Raw genomic sequence first — 17,635 nt, 5'->3', positions numbered from 1 at the left:
TGTCTGCTGGTGCTTCTGATATGAGTGGTTGGTTGCTGCTGGGTTTACCGGGTTACGCGTATGCTGCTGGTATCGAAGCCTTCTGGTTGGCAGGTGGCTTATTACTCGGTACTTGGGCTAACTGGTTGGTCAATGCTAAACGTCTGCGTACGTACAGTATCACCACCGACTCATTGACCCTTCCTGAATTTTTATCACGTCGTTTCAATGATAAATCAAAACTGATCCAAACCATTTCAGCGTTCTTTATCCTTTTATTCTTCCTTTTTTATACCAGTTCTGGCTTGGTGGCTGGCGGCAAATTATTTGAAACGGTATTTGGTTTAGATTACTCAACAGCGGTAATTATTGGTACGGTTTGTGTGGTGTCGTATACGTTATTTGGTGGTTTCTTAGCGGTATCTTGGACAGATCTAGTGCAAGGTTTGTTAATGGCAGCTGCACTGATGATTGTTCCTATTGCTGCAATGAACGGCGGTTTTGGTCAGTTGAACAGTGATTTATCTGCCATCAACCCTGAATTATTGACCATGTGGAATGATGTAAAAGGTGAACCTCTTTCTGCGGTCGCGATCATTTCGTTGGTGGCATGGGGCCTTGGTTACTTTGGTCAGCCACATATTTTGGCTCGTTTCAAAGCGTCTCGTTCAAATAAAGACTTAACCACAGCGCGCCGCATTGCGGTTATCTGGACAGCATTATCTATGGCTGGCGCACTGTTAGTTGGTTTGGTTGGTCTCATTTATGTCACCAATACGGCTTCAGTTGAATTGGCCGATGGCGAAAAAATCTTTATGTTGTTGGTCAATGCTATCTTCCATCCGGTGGTAGCTGGTATCTTACTGGCCGCGATTTTAGCCGCGATCATGAGTACCGCGGACTCACAGCTATTGGTTTCTTCTTCAGCTTTAGCTGAAGATTTCTACAAACAAGTGATCAAGCAAGATGCGACATCAGAAGAGATCGTCCGTGTTGGTCGCTTTGCTGTTATCCTGATTTCTATCGTTGCTCTGGTATTAGCAATGACACCTGACAGCTCCGTACTTGGTTTGGTCTCTTATGCGTGGGCTGGTTTTGGTGCAGCATTTGGCCCTGCGGTAGTGTTGAGTCTGTATTGGTCTCGTATGAATCGTAATGGTGCTTTAGCTGGTATCATTGTCGGTGGCATCACAATTGTGGTTTGGAAGCAACTTTCTGGCGGTTGGTATGATGTGTATGAGATTGTCCCAGGGATTATTCTTTCAACGGCAGCGATTGTTATTGTGAGCTTAATGACCGGTGAGCCGGAAGCGTCAGTTAAAGCGCAACATGCCACATTTAAAAAACAGTTGGTTGAACTTGATTAATTGATCATCTTCTCTTATTGATTTTAAGCCTCACGTTGTGGGGCTTTTTTATTTTTTGCAGGATATTTGTGATTTTTAGCCAAAATATGGCGATATTTATGGCTAATTTTGTGAATTAATGTCACGAAATTAAAACTAAAGTTTGAGGTGAATGAACTAATTGGCGCAAAATACGTCAACTGTCAATAACGGTATAAGCGAGGATGAACCATGCCAAAGGCGTATTGCAACTGCTGTCGTAAACAAACACCGCACAAAGTAGTGATGAAGCGTTGCCAGACTGAGCCGTGTTCGACATGGCAAGGGGTTCAAAAATTTCTCTCGTTAGTATTCCAAGGCGAAGCTTATTATAAAATGGAAAAGCAAGGTTTTTGCCGAGTGTGTAATCATCAATCGACACTCAACCAAACTGACTTTTCCCGTGTTCGTGTGATTTAACATTCACCATTTGTTTACTGGCTGCATCAAGTCTATGGTTGTAGCCAGACATCTTCTGAATTTCATCCTTTAGTATTCAATTATCTTCGGCTGATATTAGTCCTCATTTTCTCTACCCTAAACATGACTTAATGCACGTTTATTACTTTAGTCATGGCACCAAAATCTTGTATTGCTACTTAAAGCAAAAAACCATCTGATATTTGTCATATTCTCTAGTGAGTATCAATTAAATTGATTCATCATTAAGGAGCAGTTCAATGCAAATTAGTTTAAAGAGAAAAATGGTTTTCTCTGTTGTTATTGCCATTGCGCTCACGGCTGTTGCATTGGTGATGGTGGGGTATCAATCCTCCAAAGCAGACAGTTGGCGAGCCATAGAAAGCGAAAGTCGAAACGTATTACAGGCTAATGCTAAAGGAATCGGTGATTGGTTCGAAAGTAAACAGCATTCATTAAATGGTTTAAAAGAAGAAATTGAACTCAACCCCAATTTAGACATTGTTCCTCACTTACGTCAAACACTGAAATCCGGTGCTTTTGGACTAAGTTACTACGGTAATGAGCAAGGTGAGATGTACCGCCATGATCCATCACTCAATAAGGCGGGTTATGATCCGCGAGCTCGTGGATGGTATAAAGAAGCTAAAGCAGCAGGTAAGGCGATCACCACTGCACCTTATGTTAGCGTTACGATGCAAGCATTAGTGGTGACTTTGGCTGAACCGGTTCGTCAAAATGGTCAAATTATTGGGGTGGCAGCGTCAAACCTAGCGTTAGACAAATTAATGAAGGATGTCTTGGCGATTGAAGTTCCAGGGCAAGGTCAAGCTATTTTAGTGAATCAGAAAGGTTTGATCGTCGCGCATTCAAATCAAGAGTTGATCTTAAAACCCACTCAGGACATTGCACCAGATTTGACAATAAGCAGCTTGCTAGCAACGGCTAATTCAAGCAAACCACTATTTATGGATATTGGTGGTTATGCCAAAGTATTGATGGCGCAGAGTATTGAACACACTGATTGGCTGTTAGTGATGATCATGGATAAGGCTGTTCTGGAAGCACCACTGAATGAGATGTTACTTAGTCAAAGTTTGATTGCGTTGGCGATTTTGATTGTCCTTGCGTTGACCACCGCGTGGTTTGTGGCGCGACAATTAACGGAGCTTGGTAATATTGCTCAGGCACTCTCTGATATTGCGGAAGGTGATGGTGATTTAACTCGTCGCTTGGAAGTGCATAGCCAAGATGAGGTTGGATTGGTTGCGGACAAATTCAATAAATTTGTCGATCGCTTGCATGTGATGGTGAAAAATGTAAAAGAGGTGTCCGAGTCTCTTAACCAAGGAGCGAACCAAGCTGCTAGCGCAGCCACTCAACGTAGTGAGCGAATTCGTACTCAGCAAGATGAGATCACCATGGTTGCAACGGCGGTAACCGAAATGGCTTCCGCAACGGCAGAAATTGCTGGTAATGCTGATAACACGGCTAAAAATGCTAATGAATCGGTTGAGCTTGGTGCGCAAGGTTACCAACAAATGCAACAAAGCAAACAGTCGATTGATCAATTAGCACAAGAGCTAAACAATGCGGTGGGTATTATTGGCGAGCTTGAAGTTCATGGGAATGAAATTTCGACCATTCTTTCGACTATCCGCTCTATTGCTGAGCAAACGAATCTGTTGGCGTTGAATGCGGCGATTGAAGCGGCTCGCGCTGGTGAGCAAGGACGTGGTTTTGCTGTGGTCGCAGATGAGGTGCGAGTTTTGTCTCAGCGAACTCATGCATCAACTGAAGAAATTCAGTCTAAAATTGCAGGTTTGCAGAAGGTAACGGCTAATGCAGTTTCTGTGATGACCGAAAGTCATAAATTGGTAGAGACCAGTGTGCAAGACGTTAATCAAACGGGGGAGAGCTTAAATGCGATCAGTGAAGCGATTCAAATGATCAGCGATATGGCGACGCAAATTGCTTCCGCAGCTGAAGAGCAATCATTAGTGACGGCAGATATTAACGGTAATACTGAGTCAGTACGTGAGGTGAGTGATCAATTAGCTCATGATGCACAGGGTGCTGTTGAACAAGCGCGTGAATTACGCGGCCTTGCGAGTGAACTTGATAAGGAAATTTCTCGCTTCAAACTTTAGCAAACCTCGTTGATGTGAAAATAAAGACGTTTTTTATTGATAGCCAGTCAGTTTCGCTGACTGGCTATCTTTTTAGCTTCAATGTGACCGTTATCACAATGCCTTGCTAAGGTATCTAGGCATAGTGACATAAGCCATTATTGTATGGCACATGATGATTTGTTAACTCACATAGAGCGCCATGAACTTAGACCGAATTGATCAACAAATTTTACGTATTTTGCATAACAAAGGGCGTTTACCTGTCGTTGAGCTTGCAAAACTAGTCAATTTAACTACTTCTCCTTGTTCTGATCGTGTGAAGCGCTTAGAAAAAGAAGGGTATATCAAAGGTTACCACGCAGAACTTTGCCCAGAAAAATTGGGTTTAGATGTGCAAGTGTTCATCCATATTCGATTAGATCAAACAAGCTTCTCTATTTTTGAACGTTTTGCCGAAGCGGTCGCTGATATTCCTGAAATTGAAGCGTGCTATTCGCTGTCTGGTGATTTTGACACCATGATCAAAGTACGAGTGAAAGACATGAAGGCTTACCAAGGTTTTATGTCTGGCAAACTTGGAACGTTGCCAGGGGTTATTCAGACACGTAGTGAGTTTGTGATTGAAGAGCATAAAGCCAGTTTTGGTATCAATCCTGAACTTATCTCAAACATGTTGTGATTAAAAAGAAGGGCGTATGTTGCAAGCGGAAGGCATTCAGAGAGATCAGGTAGAATCACCTGCCACCTCATTAAGTGAAACGGATATTTTAGCGCAATTTGTGCAGCTTAAGCAGTGCGCGAATAGTGCACCATATCCGAGTGTTGACCAACGTCGTCTGTGGTTAATCGCTCTTAAAAAGGCACTAATCCATGAACAGCAAGCACTTACTCAAGCATTAAGTGACGACTACGGCTATCGAAGCGATTTTGACAGCACTATTTGTGATCTTCTTCCTGCGGTTTCGCATATCAATTACACCTTAAAGCAGCTTAAATCGTGGTTGAAACCAAGCTCGCGCCACAATGGATTACTGTTATTTCCTTCAAAAATAAAGGTTCATTACCAACCACTAGGTGTAGTCGGGGTTATTGTGCCGTGGAATTTTCCTATTGTTCTTAGTGTAGCTCCAATAGTGACGGCTCTGGCGGCTGGTAACCGAGTGATGGTGAAATTGAGTGAATACACACCACAGACTAACCAAGTGTTGGCGCGCATTTTTTCGGTTGTGGAAGAAGCGATTACCACCGTGCACGGCGATGCTAATGTAGCCGCAAAATTTAGTGCCTTAGCGTTTGATCATTTGCTTTTTACTGGCTCAACATCGGTTGGAAAATTAGTAGCACAAGCCGCGGCGAAAAATCTAACCCCGATTACCTTGGAATTAGGGGGGAAATCTCCGGTCATTATTGCTGATGATGCTGATCTAAAACGTAGTGTCGATAACATTATGCTGGGTAAAGCGGTGAACGCTGGGCAAATTTGTGTTGCGCCAGATTATGTTTTAGTTCCACAAGCTAAAGTTTCAACCTTCATTGAGCTTTATCTCAAACGTTTTAAAAAGAATTTTGCGCTGAAGAGTGGCGTTTTTGATACTTCTCATATTATTAACCAGGCTCAATTTGATCGCTTGCAATCTTATCTCGAGGACGCTGAGCGAAAAGGGGCGCATATTCACCCTTTGCAAAACACTAATGGTTCAGCTGTCGGACGGCAGTTTTTACCTCATCTTATAACACAAGTCGATGAGTCTATGTTGGTGACACAGCAAGAGATTTTCGGCCCAATTTTACCGATTCTTGGTTATCAAACACTGGATGATGCGATTGCTTATGTGAACGCTCGCCCACGTCCTCTGGCGTTATATTTAATGACGAATGACACTTCTATAGTGCAGCAGATCACAACGAAAACCCACAGTGGTGGCCTAGCGGTGAATGATACGTTACTGCATGTCGCAGCAGATGATGCTCCCTTCGGTGGTATTGGCGAATCGGGGGGGGGGCACTATCATGGTATCGAAGGTTTTAAGACCTTTTCACATACGAAAACGGTGCTTGCTTCTCCACAATGGTTACCTCGCAGCCATTGGTTATTGCGCTACCGCAAGGCGTTTTTACCGATATTGAGACGCTGGTTTATACGCTAGTCAACTGACTATGCATTTTTGATGTCGGGCCACCCTCCAACTGGTGAGCTTGACATTTTCCAGCCAGCATTTTTCTTCTCGGTATGAAATCAATAGGTAGCTTATAGCTATTCTGCTACAGTGGCGCGCTATTTCTTCACAGTCTGTCATGTTGACGGCACTGGTTAAATCTAACCCTAGGATCTATTTTGACCAATAACGATATTTTACGCCGCATTCGCTACACCTTCGATTTTAAAGACTCAACTATGGTTGAAATTTTCGCTGCTGCTGATAGTCAAGTGACTCAAGAGCAAATTTCTGCTTGGTTGAGCAAAGAAACAGATGCTGTGTTTAGTGACACTGAGCTGGCGATATTTCTTAATGGGTTAATTAACACCAAACGTGGTAAGCGTGAAGGTGAGCAACCAAATCCAGAGGCTCGTTTAACTAACAATATGATCTTTATGAAATTACGTATTGCTTTAGATATGAAAGCAGAAGATGTTTTAGAGACTTTATCGGTTGTCGATTTCAGTTTAAGTAAACATGAATTAAATGCCTTTTTCCGTAAGCCAGACAATAAACATTATCGTGACTGTAAAGACCAAATTTTGCGTAACTTCTTAATGGGTGTGCAGCGTCAATTGCGCCCCGAAGATAAGCGTGAATATCAAGAATTGGTCAACTAATTAGTACACTGAGCCACATATATTGTGGCTTTTTATGGATTCAAGTTTAGTGTCTTACCTAGCTAGTTTTACACTGTAAATAACAACCCATCTCATCAATATTAACTCCTCGTATCATTTGTCTAGTCTTCACGTTCTGAATGAAAGTCAACCATCATTTGGTCTTTGCACGTCGCTATGATTTACATCGTTTCGCCAACATAAAGTAAAAATACCGATGTGCAAAAATGATCTACAATTATCTAGGAGGGAGATGTTTGTTTCATATTGGTGTATAGAAGAATATTGTCTAGCTTTAAATATGGTTAATGTCAATTAATCATTAACAAAAACTATAAGATCTTCCTTTTACTAGTCATAAGTAAAGTTATACCCACTATGGGTAATTGAAATTATTTTTTTGTTCAATATTTTTGTTAACACTTATAACCCAAAAAATAAAGGGTCAACGTCAATCTGATGTCGCTAGGAAACAACAATGAATATATCTAATTTTTCTGTTAAGCAAAAAATTATCATTCTGCTTACATTCCCTATTCTAGGTTTTTTGTGGTTAAGTACATCTTCAATCTCTCAAAGCATGTCGACAACCAAGGAGATGTCTTCGTTAAATCAATTAACGCACTTATCTGTTGTGTACAGTGAGCTTGTCCATGAACTACAAAAGGAACGAGGAATGACGGCTGGCTACCTAGGTTCAAAAGGTAGTAAGTTTGAGCGTGAGCTCAAAGTTCAGCGCCGAGCTTCCGATGAAAAAAACAAATTGCGAAATGACTACTGGCAGGCTGAGAGCATCACTCTTCAAACCATAAATCAACTGAATCAGTCAATCAATCAGAGCTTAAATCAAATTGATTCGATTAGACTTCAAGTAGATACACAATCAATTGCACTTTCTGATGCACTAGCTTATTACACTCAATTAAATGCTCAGTTACTGAGTGTTTCGGGCTTAATTGCTGAATTGAGCACCGATGCAAAAATTACCCAACAGACCGTTGCCTATTACAGTTTTCTGCAAGGTAAAGAGCGTGCGGGTATTGAGCGCGCGGTTTTAAATAATGCTTTTTCAAAGGATGAGTTCTCACCTGGAATGCTAATTAAGTTTATCTCACTAATGACTGAGCAAAATACGTACTTTAGAAATTTTAATGTACTAAGTAGTGATGAAAACAAACAATTTTATGAGCAACAATTACAAAATAATTTTGTTGTGGAAGTAGAAAAACTGCGCCAATTAGCTTTGTCGAAATCAAGCCACTTTAATGTTGATCCGGTGCATTGGTTTACCCAATCAACCGGTCGTATATCACTGTTGAAAAAAACAGAAAGCCATATTGCTCAATCTTTGCTTCAGTTGACCGAACAAAAATCGCAAACCGCTCAAACATCGATGCTAGTGAATATTTTTATTTTTTCATTGATTACCGTTATCGCTGCTTTTATCTCGTTTTACACCTTTAAAGATTTAGCAGCGAGAGTGAAAGATCTGACTTCGGTCATGGCGCAAGTCATAAGTGATAATGATTTAACGCTACGTGCTAGGTATGTTGATCAAAGTGAATTAGGCATGGTTTCTTCGTCGCTAAATTCGACTTTGGAAAAATTCGCTAAGGTCATAGATAATCTTTCTCATTCAAGTATGACATTGGCTTCAGCTGCCGAAGAAACCTCTCAAACTTGTCAGCATAACTCATGCTCAATGGTTGAGCAGAAAGAACAAATTGTCTTGATCGCAACAGCAACAGAAGAGCTTTCGACTACGGTGAATGAAGTGGCTAGTAAAGCTCAGCACACTGCGGAATTGTCTAGACTAGCGGATGAGCAAGCGCAAGGTGGTCTAGTTACTGTTCAAAACTCCTATCACTTGATTGAAAACTTAGCAAACGAAATTGATGGTTTGGCATCAAAAATCAATCACTTACATGAGAGTAGCAATAACATCAATAATGTTATTGATGTTATTAAGTCTGTCGCTGAACAAACCAATTTACTTGCTCTAAATGCAGCAATCGAAGCTGCCCGTGCTGGTGAGCAAGGCCGAGGTTTTGCGGTAGTGGCGGATGAAGTCAGAACTCTGGCACAGCGTACCCAAAAATCCACTTCAGAGATTGAAGGTTTTATTGCGTCGCTTCAATCTGATGTTGATGCAGCATTCAGTGTTATTGACAGTAGCCAGAAGAAAGCCGAATTATCAGTGGAAAGTTCTAAAAATGTAGAAGAAACGCTGAAAGGGATTTCGAAATCAGTGGGTGAAATCTTTAGTATGGCGGCTCAAATTGCAACGGCTACCGAAGAACAAGCCGTAGTGACACAAGACATAGCGCAAAATGTCATTTCAGTTGAAGAGAAATCAGCAGAAGCGACAACTGGAGCAACACAGATAGCGACGACAGCCCAAGAGCAAGCACAGTTAGCTAGCTCGTTGAAAAATATTGCGAATACGTTTAAGAGTTAGTTTAAAAATACGAGTATTTCTTTGATGAGCGGGTTTCGGTTATTAGCGATGGTTATGCCTCTGATACCGATTTCCCATACTACAACTCGACTAAGTTTTAACGTTGATGCATTCGTCACTTTTCATCTGGGCTCAAAACCACTAACATGCTTGAGCTTTCTAAGCACACATATTTTTTTAAATTCTCAGGGCGGGGTGTAATTCCCCACCGGCGGTATATTGACTTACACACTTTCATGGTTGGAGTTGATGAGCCCGCGAGCGCTCGATTTTTCGAGGTCAGCAGATCTGGTGAGAGGCCAGAGCCGACGGTTATAGTCCGGATGAGAGAGAATGAAAAAACATCAGTTATTCGATTAACTGGTGCAATTCGTTTTGGATTTGATCCCTCATATTACGCCCTGATTCTGGTGATTTTTTAGGAGTAGAACCATGAATCAGTTATCACTTCTTGCCGAATTCGGTGACCCAATTACTCGCGTTGAAAATGCATTATCAGCCCTTAAGCAAGGTCGGGGGGTTTTACTGCTTGATGATGAAGATCGTGAAAACGAAGGCGACATTATCTATGCAGTAGAGTCACTGACAACCGAGCAAATGGCATTGATGATCCGTGAATGCAGTGGCATTGTTTGCTTATGTTTGACCGATGCACAAGCGAACAAACTAGAATTACCGCCGATGGTTGTAAACAATAATAGCGCAAACCAAACCGCGTTTACCGTCTCTATTGAAGCGAAAGAAGGCGTCACTACTGGTGTATCCGCACAAGACCGTGTGACCACGATTAAAACGGCAGCGCGGTTGGATGCTAAACCTGATGACCTTGCCCGTCCGGGACATGTATTCCCATTGCGTGCACGTGCAGGTGGCGTATTAGCTCGTCGTGGTCATACTGAAGGTACGGTTGATCTAATGCAAATGGCAGGTTTAATGCCAGCGGGAGTTTTGTGTGAATTGACGAACCCGGATGGCTCTATGGCAAAAACCCCAGAAATTATTGAATTTGGGCGCGTGCATAATATGCCAGTTCTAACCATCGAAGATATGGTTTTGTATCGTAATCAGTATGATTTGAAATTGGCTTAACCATTGAATCAAGGGCGCATGATGCGCCCTAACTAATCATCTTTCACATACAAGCCTTCTAGGCTGTCATATTCTCTTTCCAACTTTCCGCGATAAAATCTATGAACTGTCTTACCACTGGAGTTTGATAGCTACGAGATAAGTACACTGCCCACAGTGCATTGCTAGGAGAATGGTACTCTGGCAATACAACCTCAAGCAGCCCTTTCGCAATCAGCGGGTTGGCTAGGTCACAGGGTAAACGCACAATGCCATGATGATTGATAGCGGTTTGGCTTAATATACCCATATCATTGGCCCGAAGGTTGCCGCTGACTTGCACCGAATAATGCTGATTGTCTCGCACGAAACTCCATTTATCACTACTTAAGTGCACAAAGCAGTTGTGCTGAGATAAATCACTCGGCTGAGTAATGGCTTCATGCTGTTCAAGATAATTTTTCGAAGCACAGACAACGGTATCAACGCGTATTAAGCGACGTGCAATTAAGGTTTCATCCGGTTGTTGAGTGAAGCGTAAGGCAATATCGACTCGTTCATCAACCAACTGTGATAATCGATCAGAGGCGACTATATCAATCATGACCAGCGGGTGAAGGCTAATGAAGGCTTGTACAACATCTAAAAGCATATTTTGCGCAAGGCCAATTGGAGCGGCTATGCGAATGGTTCCAGAAAGTTGTTGAGATTGTTCTAATGCCCGCAATTCCAACTCTGCGGTTTGGTGAAGTATTTGCTCACAGCGCGCCAGAGCATCTTCACCTGCGGTCGTGAGGCTAACTTTTCGAGTCGTTCTATGCAACAAACGTTGCTTCAACCAATCCTCCACTTCTTGCACGTGTCGCGATACTTGCAAGCGGCTTAGGTTTAAATTATCGGCAGCTTTAGTAAAGCTGGCGGTATTAGCCACTTCAATGAAGCTGCGCATGGCGGTGAGTCTATCCATCGAGAATCTCTATTGGTTACTTATATTGATACAATCTACATCATTTTCATCTGTTTTTCCTGTTTAGGTTAGCTATTAGACTGTAATAGTTGTCGAAAAACAGTAAATGAATGAGGAAACAAGTTATGAAAATTGCAGTATTAGGCGCGTCAGGTTGGATTGGTAGTCATATCGTTAATGAAGCTAAAGCTCGTGGGCATGAAGTTGTCGCATTGGTCCGTGACCCAAGCAAAGTGACGGCTGAGGGGGTGGAAACATATACTTTTGATTTACAGCAACCTTTGATTCAAGTGGCGTCAGCTTTATCTGATGTCGAGGCTGTAATCGCATCGATCGGTGGTCGCGCATCTGGAAACCACGACATTGTTGCAGCAACTGCGAAAAAGCTTCTGTCTGAGTTGCCTCTTGTTGGGGTAGGTCGTTTACTGTGGGTTGGTGGTGCTGGTTCACTAGAGGTAGCGCCAGGTGTCAAATTAGTCACTGTCGAAGGTTTCCCTGAGGCTTACAAAGGGGAAGCATTAGCTCAGGGTGAAGCGTTAGAAGTATTGCGTACAAGCGATAGTGCGGTTAACTGGACTTTTATTAGCCCAGCAGCAGAAATTTTCCCTGGAGATAAGCAAGGTGCTTATCGAATTGGTGGTGATGCTTTGTTGTCAGATGAACAAGGCAATAGCAGAATTTCCGTAAGCGATTATGCCGTGGCAATGATTGATGAGCTCGAAAGTGCGGCTCACCCTAGCCAGCGTATAGGTGTCGCTTACTAGGGCGTATTGCTTCTGCTTTTTTCACCTAAATAACATTAACCGGAAAATTGTTGTCGATATTGTTTAGGTGATACGCCGATTAAGCGTCGAAAATGATGACGCAAAGTTGTGGCGTTATCAAAACCAGCAAGTTGGGCGAGTGTTTCCATATTCACCGATTCAGTTTCGAGTAAACCTTTTGCTCGTTCGATTCGTTGCTGGATAAGCCATGCCTTAGGTGAAAGGTTAAAACTAGCGCGAAATTTTCGGTCAAATGTACGGCGCGACATATTTGCTTTGGCCGCCATGGTTTCAATATTGATAGCTTGGTCGATGTTTTTTTGTGCCCAATGTAGCGCCTGTGAGAATTGATTGGGTACGGCCAGCATTGGTGAATCAACAAACTGAGATTGTCCGCCACTTCGGTGGGCGGACACAACCAGTCGCTTAGCTACTTGGTTTGCTACTTGGTAGCCAAAATCGCGACGAATTACTGCCAGTCCTAAATCTAATCCTGCGGCGCTGCCTGCCGAGCAACCGATATGCCCATCAAATACAAACAGCACATCTGCTGCATAGTTAACCTTAGGGAAACGTGCTTGGAAGTCTTGTGCGAATGCCCAATGGGTTGTGGCTTGTTTTCCATCGAGTATGCTCAATTCAGCCAGTAGGAAAGCACCAGAACAGAACGTGAGCACTCGCTTGCCTGAATGAACGAATTGCAAAACTTGTTGCGCAATCATTACAGGGATGCTCATCGGTTTTACTGGCCAGCTTGGCACGACAAGCACGTCGTAATCTTGAATTGAAGTCACATACTGTGTTTGGATTAACACGCCTCCCGTACTTTCAAACATTTGGTTTTCTAGGTTAATAACATCGGTTTGATACCAATTTTTAAACTCTGGCCGGGGCAACGCAAACAGCTCAACGGCACAGGCTAACTCAAACAGTGATGCGTGTGCATGAGACAAAATCGCAACTTTTAACATATCTTATCCGGTCTCTTTTTCGTAATTGACTGCGGTCACGGTTATTAGCTTTAGAGTGTTTGGCATTCAAATTTTTCATACAGAACAGTAATGAACAACATCGCCGCCAAAGCATTGTGCCGGATTCCAGAGAGTAGAAAACCGGTTAACATTAAGTTGGCTTAATCTTAACGATAGATGTCTTTCTAGCCAATGTTAGACGATGCATTTGTTGGTAATAATGAGATACAGACTTACTTTCAGCATGAAATCGCTGAGGATATTTGAATAAGGATTATTTATGACTAGTGCTGTATCTCGTATTCCCGCTGCTTCTTGTCAAAAGGCGCTTGAGCATTTTGAAGCGCTTTTGCAATTTGAAACCGACTGTTGGGACGTCCACCATGCTTTAAGTAATAGTTTGCAAGACTTTGTATTACTTGATGTAAGAGGTGAGGCTCTCTACCAGCAAGGCCACATTGCTGGTGCGCTTAATATTCCTTATGGCCGATTAAATGAAAAGACGTTGGCTAGTTTGCCAATTGATCGCTTAATTGTCGTTTATTGCGCTGGCCCTCATTGTAATGCCACCGAAAAGGCCGCGATTCGTTTGGCAAAATTAGGTCGTCCGGTGAAAAAAATGATTGGTGGTGTCACTGGTTGGGTGGATGAGGGTTTTAGTTTGAGGAGTGAATGAGCTTGGGGGTGTATTGGTTTGGAATACTATGCAAAAAACGCATAGTATTATTCACTAATCGTCATTAGCTTGATGGTGAACTTGTCTCTAACATGCGTGCTCATTTTTTCGTTAACTCTATGAGTTAGGTTATCGATTTGGACTATTTAAAACGAGGTTCGGGCGTATGTCATCGCAATCTATTTGGGCTCAATTGATGAGGATGACTCTGTTGTTGGTGTTGTCATTGGTCGTGGTTCACCATTCACCAAGGTTATTACAACTGCTAGCTGAGCAAGCTATGAATAGTGGTTGTCACCAACAAAGTGAGCATTCACATCATAACGTTGCTCACCATAGCCATAGTGCACACTCTACACACCACTAACGAATCCTTTATATAGGTCGTGTTTTGCTCAACACTACTTACGAGAACAACTTATGAGTATTTTTAGATTTCCCCTTTTAGTCTGGTTAGGGATCGGCATCCTAATCATCTGTCTTGGTATTAGGCAATCTTTCGGCATTTTTATGCTGCCTATCTCGGAACATTTTTCGATGGGACGAGAGTTCTTCAGTTTTGCTATCGCCTTACAAAACTTACTGTTTGGTGTGTTCCAGCCTTTTGTTGGAATGGCTGCTGACCGTTGGGGGGCAAAGCGCATTATTATCCTTGGGGCTATTAGTTATGCGCTAGGTTTGTATTTGACCTCTATTGCGGCAACACCTAGTTTACTGTACCTGACGTTAGGGGGCTTGGTCGGTTTAGGGCTCAGTGCGACTAGCTATGTCATTGTGCTTGGTGCAGTAGCTAAAGTGGTTCCTGCAGAACATGCGGCAAAAGCATTTGGACTCACCACCGCCGCGGGCTCATTTGGTATGTTTGTGATGATCCCCGGAGCGCAAACTTTATTGGCTGATGCTGGATGGCAAGGCACTTTGCAAATATTTGCGATGTTATGTAGTGCTATGATTGCCTTTGCGCTATTTATGAAAAAAGTAGATCCGCCAACCAATTCAATACAGAGTTTGGTCAAGCAACAAACATTGAAACAAGCTTTAATAGAGGCATTTGCGCATCGAGGTTATTGGTTAATTCATGCTGGATTCTTTGTATGTGGTTTCCACGTGATGTTTATTGCTACTCATTTACCAAGTTATTTGGCAGACAAACAGTTACCTGCCTCAAGTGCGGCTATGGCCTTAGCCTATGTGGGTATCTTCAATATCTTTGGTTCTTATTTTTGGGGAGTCATGGGCGATCGTTTTAATAAACGTTATGTGATGACTGCGCTTTATTTGATGCGAACTGTGGTGATTGGCGGGTTTGTGACATTACCCGTGACTGAGCAAACCGCAGCCATATTCGGCGCAGCGATTGGTTTTTGTTGGCTAGGGACTGTACCATTAACCTCAGGCTTGGTAAGTCAAATTTTCGGTGCTCGTTACCTTTCTACCCTTTACGGTTTAGTATTCTTTACCCACCAAGTGGGCAGCTTTCTAGGAGCATGGGTTGGTGGTCGTATTTATGATTACTATGGTTCTTATGAGCCTATTTGGTGGTCGACGGTGGTGCTAGCATTGCTTGCCGCTTTGATACATCTGCCAATTAATGACAAACCCATGCCTCGCTTGGCCGTTGCGCGCTAAGTGTCATGACAAGTTGACTCCAAGCAGACCTGAAATCAATTTTATGATGTTGGTTTGATTCTGAGTTCTTCTATATGATGAGCTCAGAATTTTTTTGTTTTTAGAGTGGAAGGTTTTTGTGTCTGAGTGGATTACTACGCCCGCGTTGATTGCCATGTTCCTTATTTTCCTTGGATCTTTCGTGCAAACGGCGATTGGCTTTGGATTAGCGATTGTAGCTGCGCCTTTGCTATTTCTCGTTTCACCGGATTATGTGCCGGCCCCCATCTGTTTAGTAGCGTTATTTATCTCAATACTCAATGCGATGAAGCATCGTAGTAATATTGAAATTGGTGGATTGAAAATGGCGCTTATTGGTCGTGTTCCTGGCTCTATCGCTGGTGGTTTTTTGTTAGTGATGGTGTCAACCGATGCATTAGCACTATGGTTAGGTCTATTAGTACTGTTTGCGGTGGTGGTGAGTTTACTGCCATTTCGTATTGAACCGACCCCTACGCGCATGGGTGTTGCGGGTTTTTTCTCAGGCTTTTTTGGCACCAGTTCTGCGATAGGTGGACCGCCAATGGCATTACTGCTACAGCATCAAGAGGCCAATCAATTACGTGGCAACCTTTCAGCTTTCTTTGTTTTCAGCTCGATCATCTCTTTGATGATTCAGCTACCCGCTGGTTTTTTAACTGTACATCATTTGTGGATTACCATTCCGTTAATTCCAGCAGCGTGGGTTGGGTATAAATTGGCCTTGATGACCACGCAGGCGTTACCCAAAGAAAAAATTCGCGTTGGGGCGCTGTTGCTATGCTCTATCAGTGGCGCAACGGCGGTGTGGCAAGGGCTGTTTTAAGTTTGTTAATCTTCAGTTAAGTATGGTTTGGGATACTTAACGGTATCTAATTTAGCGCTAGGTTGCTTGTAATTTAAGCGATCGATAACGAAAGTATGTTTTGGAAAAGGTGAAGTTATGAGAACGTTGGGTAACATTATTTGGTTTTTGTTTGGTGGGATTTTTATGGGCTTGGCGTGGTGGTTCTTCGGTTTGCTCGCCTTCATCAGTATTATCGGTATTCCTTGGGGACGAGCCTGCTTTGTGATCGGTAATTTTTCATTTTTCCCATTCGGCCAAGAAGCGATCTCGCGCGATGAATTGACCAATGAAACCGATATTGGCACCAGTCCACTTGGTTTTATTGGCAATGTCATTTGGTTTATTTTTGCAGGTTTTTGGTTGGCGGTTGGTCATATCCTTTCTGCTTGCGCATGCTTTATTACCATTATCGGTATTCCATTTGCGTTGCAGCATTTGAAATTAGCCGTGATCTCTTTAGCGCCGATTGGCAAAACCATTGTACCGAAAGAAGAAGCTGCTCGTGCCCGTTATTCTTCTCATCGTTAGTGGTTGATTTTTTCCAAGACTCCGAGGGTATCTTCGGAGTTTTAATTTCCTCGGTTCAATAGGCTTTTATACCGAATGCCCGCAGCTTGCTTGGCAGTATCTCATCCAGTTTGGTTACGTCTTCATAATTGAGTTCAATGAGATTAAAAGCGTGTTCGTGATAAATCATGCGTACTTTTTCTTGATCTTTTTCTGCCGTCGGTCCTGAATCTGAGCCCCAATATTGGAGATAGACTTTACCTGCGGGTAAGTAAAAATCGCTGGTAATATCTTGGTCGATAGGAAGTTGACGCTCATAGGCATGCACCACACCTGCCATATAAAGCCAGTTATCAATCAATAATTCACCTTTTGATCGAACGTAATGGCCATCCAACGTGCGATGTTTTGCTTCAAATTTTTGACGAAAACTGGAGTAGGATTTATCGGTGGAGTGTGTTTCAGCATCTTGCCCGCAAAATTCAATAACGGACTGCTTTAAACGTTTATTACGAGTTATTGAATCATGCCAAACGACGAATTGGCTTTCTGATTCTTTCCCTTCACGCTGCTGCCCTCCTGCTCGTAAGCCCGATTTTGTGACTTTCCAGCCGGTGTCACTTTTCGCTATCCAGCCTAGTTCACTCAACAGTTGGTTAATTTTCTTCGGGTTGAGTTTAAAGCGTTCACCTAATTGCGTGGCGCTAAGGGTGATACCACGGTTAGCGTCTAAATCGATTAATAAGTTTTCAGGCCAAACGATGAATTGTCCAAACTTTTGATGATCGACGTATTCGCCGCCAAATTTTGCGCCGAGTTCGGTGAGCACCCATTTTTCATCGTGGCGGTTAATATATCCTGCTTTTTTGAGGTCACTAAAAAGTTGTTTAGCTTCTAGCTGGCGAATTTTCGCAAGCGCTGAGGTGGATATTTTCTCTGGTTTCATTCAAACCTCAAAAATAGTGGAAAATATTTGCTATTCAATCACATGCTTTT

Annotated in this window: 17 protein-coding genes and 1 riboswitch; of the genes, 14 read left to right on the top strand and 3 right to left on the bottom strand. The window is 42.7% G+C overall.

The window, feature by feature from the left end:
* The 8 genes from putP to ribB all read left to right on the top strand — a co-directional run.
* Positions 1-1,346: sodium/proline symporter PutP (gene putP / locus MCT08_RS18490; RefSeq protein WP_274679069.1), on the top strand; the 1,346-nt coding region annotated here is incomplete at its 5' end.
* Positions 1,347-1,556: 210 nt separating this feature from the next.
* Positions 1,557-1,784 carry a hypothetical protein gene (locus tag MCT08_RS18485; RefSeq protein ID WP_080996275.1) on the top strand — a complete coding sequence of 76 codons (228 nt, stop codon included), beginning with the start codon at positions 1,557-1,559 and terminating at the stop codon, positions 1,782-1,784.
* Between the two features lie 260 nt (positions 1,785-2,044).
* The gene (locus MCT08_RS18480; protein ID WP_172532606.1) at positions 2,045-3,934 is read left to right on the top strand and encodes a methyl-accepting chemotaxis protein; all 1,890 of its coding nucleotides are present in this window, start codon (positions 2,045-2,047) and stop codon (positions 3,932-3,934) included.
* Positions 3,935-4,115: 181 nt separating this feature from the next.
* Positions 4,116-4,595, top strand: a complete 480-nt coding sequence (locus MCT08_RS18475) for an Lrp/AsnC family transcriptional regulator (protein ID WP_053308967.1) — start codon at positions 4,116-4,118, stop codon at positions 4,593-4,595.
* A gap of 16 nt (positions 4,596-4,611) precedes the next feature.
* Positions 4,612-6,063 carry a coniferyl aldehyde dehydrogenase gene (locus tag MCT08_RS18470; RefSeq protein WP_274679068.1) on the top strand — a complete coding sequence of 484 codons (1,452 nt, stop codon included), beginning with the start codon at positions 4,612-4,614 and terminating at the stop codon, positions 6,061-6,063.
* Between the two features lie 188 nt (positions 6,064-6,251).
* The gene (locus MCT08_RS18465; RefSeq protein WP_274679067.1) at positions 6,252-6,734 is read left to right on the top strand and encodes a YehS family protein; all 483 of its coding nucleotides are present in this window, start codon (positions 6,252-6,254) and stop codon (positions 6,732-6,734) included.
* Positions 6,735-7,212: 478 nt separating this feature from the next.
* Complete coding sequence (locus MCT08_RS18460; RefSeq protein ID WP_168524396.1) at positions 7,213-9,192, top strand: methyl-accepting chemotaxis protein; 1,980 nt, start codon at positions 7,213-7,215, stop codon at positions 9,190-9,192.
* 177 nt (positions 9,193-9,369) lie between these two features.
* Positions 9,370-9,531, top strand: a riboswitch (FMN riboswitch).
* Between the two features lie 93 nt (positions 9,532-9,624).
* Complete coding sequence (gene ribB / locus MCT08_RS18455; RefSeq protein ID WP_168524397.1) at positions 9,625-10,281, top strand: 3,4-dihydroxy-2-butanone-4-phosphate synthase; 657 nt, start codon at positions 9,625-9,627, stop codon at positions 10,279-10,281.
* A gap of 58 nt (positions 10,282-10,339) precedes the next feature.
* On the opposite strand, the gene MCT08_RS18450 is transcribed toward ribB, so the two are convergent.
* Positions 10,340-11,227, bottom strand: coding sequence for a LysR family transcriptional regulator (locus MCT08_RS18450; RefSeq protein WP_274679066.1), 888 nt, complete (start codon positions 11,225-11,227; stop codon positions 10,340-10,342).
* A gap of 125 nt (positions 11,228-11,352) precedes the next feature.
* On the opposite strand from MCT08_RS18450, the gene MCT08_RS18445 reads away from it, so the two are divergent.
* Positions 11,353-11,991, top strand: coding sequence for an NAD(P)-dependent oxidoreductase (locus MCT08_RS18445; protein WP_274679064.1), 639 nt, complete (start codon positions 11,353-11,355; stop codon positions 11,989-11,991).
* Between the two features lie 35 nt (positions 11,992-12,026).
* On the opposite strand, the gene MCT08_RS18440 is transcribed toward MCT08_RS18445, so the two are convergent.
* The gene (locus MCT08_RS18440) at positions 12,027-12,962 is read right to left on the bottom strand and encodes a helix-turn-helix domain-containing protein (RefSeq protein WP_274679063.1); all 936 of its coding nucleotides are present in this window, start codon (positions 12,960-12,962) and stop codon (positions 12,027-12,029) included.
* Between the two features lie 280 nt (positions 12,963-13,242).
* Between MCT08_RS18440 and MCT08_RS18435 the strand changes: the two genes are divergently transcribed.
* The 5 genes from MCT08_RS18435 to MCT08_RS18415 all read left to right on the top strand — a co-directional run bounded on the left by MCT08_RS18435 (position 13,243) and on the right by MCT08_RS18415 (position 16,660).
* Positions 13,243-13,638 (top strand): rhodanese-like domain-containing protein, encoded by a 396-nt coding sequence (locus tag MCT08_RS18435; protein WP_171979873.1) that lies wholly within the window; start codon positions 13,243-13,245, stop codon positions 13,636-13,638.
* A gap of 166 nt (positions 13,639-13,804) precedes the next feature.
* Positions 13,805-14,005: a hypothetical protein gene (locus MCT08_RS18430; protein ID WP_053308976.1), complete on the top strand. Its 201-nt coding sequence runs from the start codon at positions 13,805-13,807 to the stop codon at positions 14,003-14,005.
* A 53-nt stretch (positions 14,006-14,058) separates the two neighbouring features.
* The gene (locus MCT08_RS18425) at positions 14,059-15,267 is read left to right on the top strand and encodes an MFS transporter (RefSeq protein WP_274679062.1); all 1,209 of its coding nucleotides are present in this window, start codon (positions 14,059-14,061) and stop codon (positions 15,265-15,267) included.
* 154 nt (positions 15,268-15,421) lie between these two features.
* Positions 15,422-16,111 carry a sulfite exporter TauE/SafE family protein gene (locus MCT08_RS18420; protein WP_168524882.1) on the top strand — a complete coding sequence of 230 codons (690 nt, stop codon included), beginning with the start codon at positions 15,422-15,424 and terminating at the stop codon, positions 16,109-16,111.
* Between the two features lie 117 nt (positions 16,112-16,228).
* A complete protein-coding gene (locus MCT08_RS18415) occupies positions 16,229-16,660 on the top strand; it encodes a YccF domain-containing protein (RefSeq protein ID WP_053308978.1) in 432 nt (143 codons plus the stop codon).
* A 55-nt stretch (positions 16,661-16,715) separates the two neighbouring features.
* Here MCT08_RS18415 and MCT08_RS18410 read toward each other — a convergent pair whose 3' ends face one another.
* Complete coding sequence (locus MCT08_RS18410) at positions 16,716-17,585, bottom strand: hypothetical protein (protein ID WP_053308979.1); 870 nt, start codon at positions 17,583-17,585, stop codon at positions 16,716-16,718.
* Positions 17,586-17,635 lie beyond the last annotated feature (50 nt).

The organism is Vibrio aestuarianus (assembly GCF_028858425.1).
In the GTDB taxonomy this organism is placed as follows: domain Bacteria; phylum Pseudomonadota; class Gammaproteobacteria; order Enterobacterales; family Vibrionaceae; genus Vibrio; species Vibrio aestuarianus.
Note: the sequence above shows the minus strand (reverse complement) of the source record. Positions and strands in the feature narration are given on the sequence as shown.

Excerpts from the sequence above, each read along its gene's own strand:
- MCT08_RS18460 (WP_168524396.1), top strand. The coding sequence starts at position 7,213 with ATGAATATATCTAATTTTTCTGTTAAGCAAAAAATTATCATTCTGCTT.
- MCT08_RS18445 (WP_274679064.1), top strand. The coding sequence starts at position 11,353 with ATGAAAATTGCAGTATTAGGCGCGTCAGGTTGGATTGGTAGTCATATC.
- MCT08_RS18415 (WP_053308978.1), top strand. The coding sequence starts at position 16,229 with ATGAGAACGTTGGGTAACATTATTTGGTTTTTGTTTGGTGGGATTTTT.
- MCT08_RS18435 (WP_171979873.1), top strand. The coding sequence starts at position 13,243 with ATGACTAGTGCTGTATCTCGTATTCCCGCTGCTTCTTGTCAAAAGGCG.
- MCT08_RS18440 (WP_274679063.1), bottom strand. The coding sequence starts at position 12,962 with ATGTTAAAAGTTGCGATTTTGTCTCATGCACACGCATCACTGTTTGAG.
- MCT08_RS18410 (WP_053308979.1), bottom strand. The coding sequence starts at position 17,585 with ATGAAACCAGAGAAAATATCCACCTCAGCGCTTGCGAAAATTCGCCAG.
- MCT08_RS18475 (WP_053308967.1), top strand. The coding sequence starts at position 4,116 with ATGAACTTAGACCGAATTGATCAACAAATTTTACGTATTTTGCATAAC.
- MCT08_RS18470 (WP_274679068.1), top strand. The coding sequence starts at position 4,612 with ATGTTGCAAGCGGAAGGCATTCAGAGAGATCAGGTAGAATCACCTGCC.
- MCT08_RS18480 (WP_172532606.1), top strand. The coding sequence starts at position 2,045 with ATGCAAATTAGTTTAAAGAGAAAAATGGTTTTCTCTGTTGTTATTGCC.
- MCT08_RS18420 (WP_168524882.1), top strand. The coding sequence starts at position 15,422 with ATGTTCCTTATTTTCCTTGGATCTTTCGTGCAAACGGCGATTGGCTTT.
- ribB (WP_168524397.1), top strand. The coding sequence starts at position 9,625 with ATGAATCAGTTATCACTTCTTGCCGAATTCGGTGACCCAATTACTCGC.
- MCT08_RS18485 (WP_080996275.1), top strand. The coding sequence starts at position 1,557 with ATGCCAAAGGCGTATTGCAACTGCTGTCGTAAACAAACACCGCACAAA.
- MCT08_RS18425 (WP_274679062.1), top strand. The coding sequence starts at position 14,059 with ATGAGTATTTTTAGATTTCCCCTTTTAGTCTGGTTAGGGATCGGCATC.
- MCT08_RS18430 (WP_053308976.1), top strand. The coding sequence starts at position 13,805 with ATGTCATCGCAATCTATTTGGGCTCAATTGATGAGGATGACTCTGTTG.
- MCT08_RS18450 (WP_274679066.1), bottom strand. The coding sequence starts at position 11,227 with ATGGATAGACTCACCGCCATGCGCAGCTTCATTGAAGTGGCTAATACC.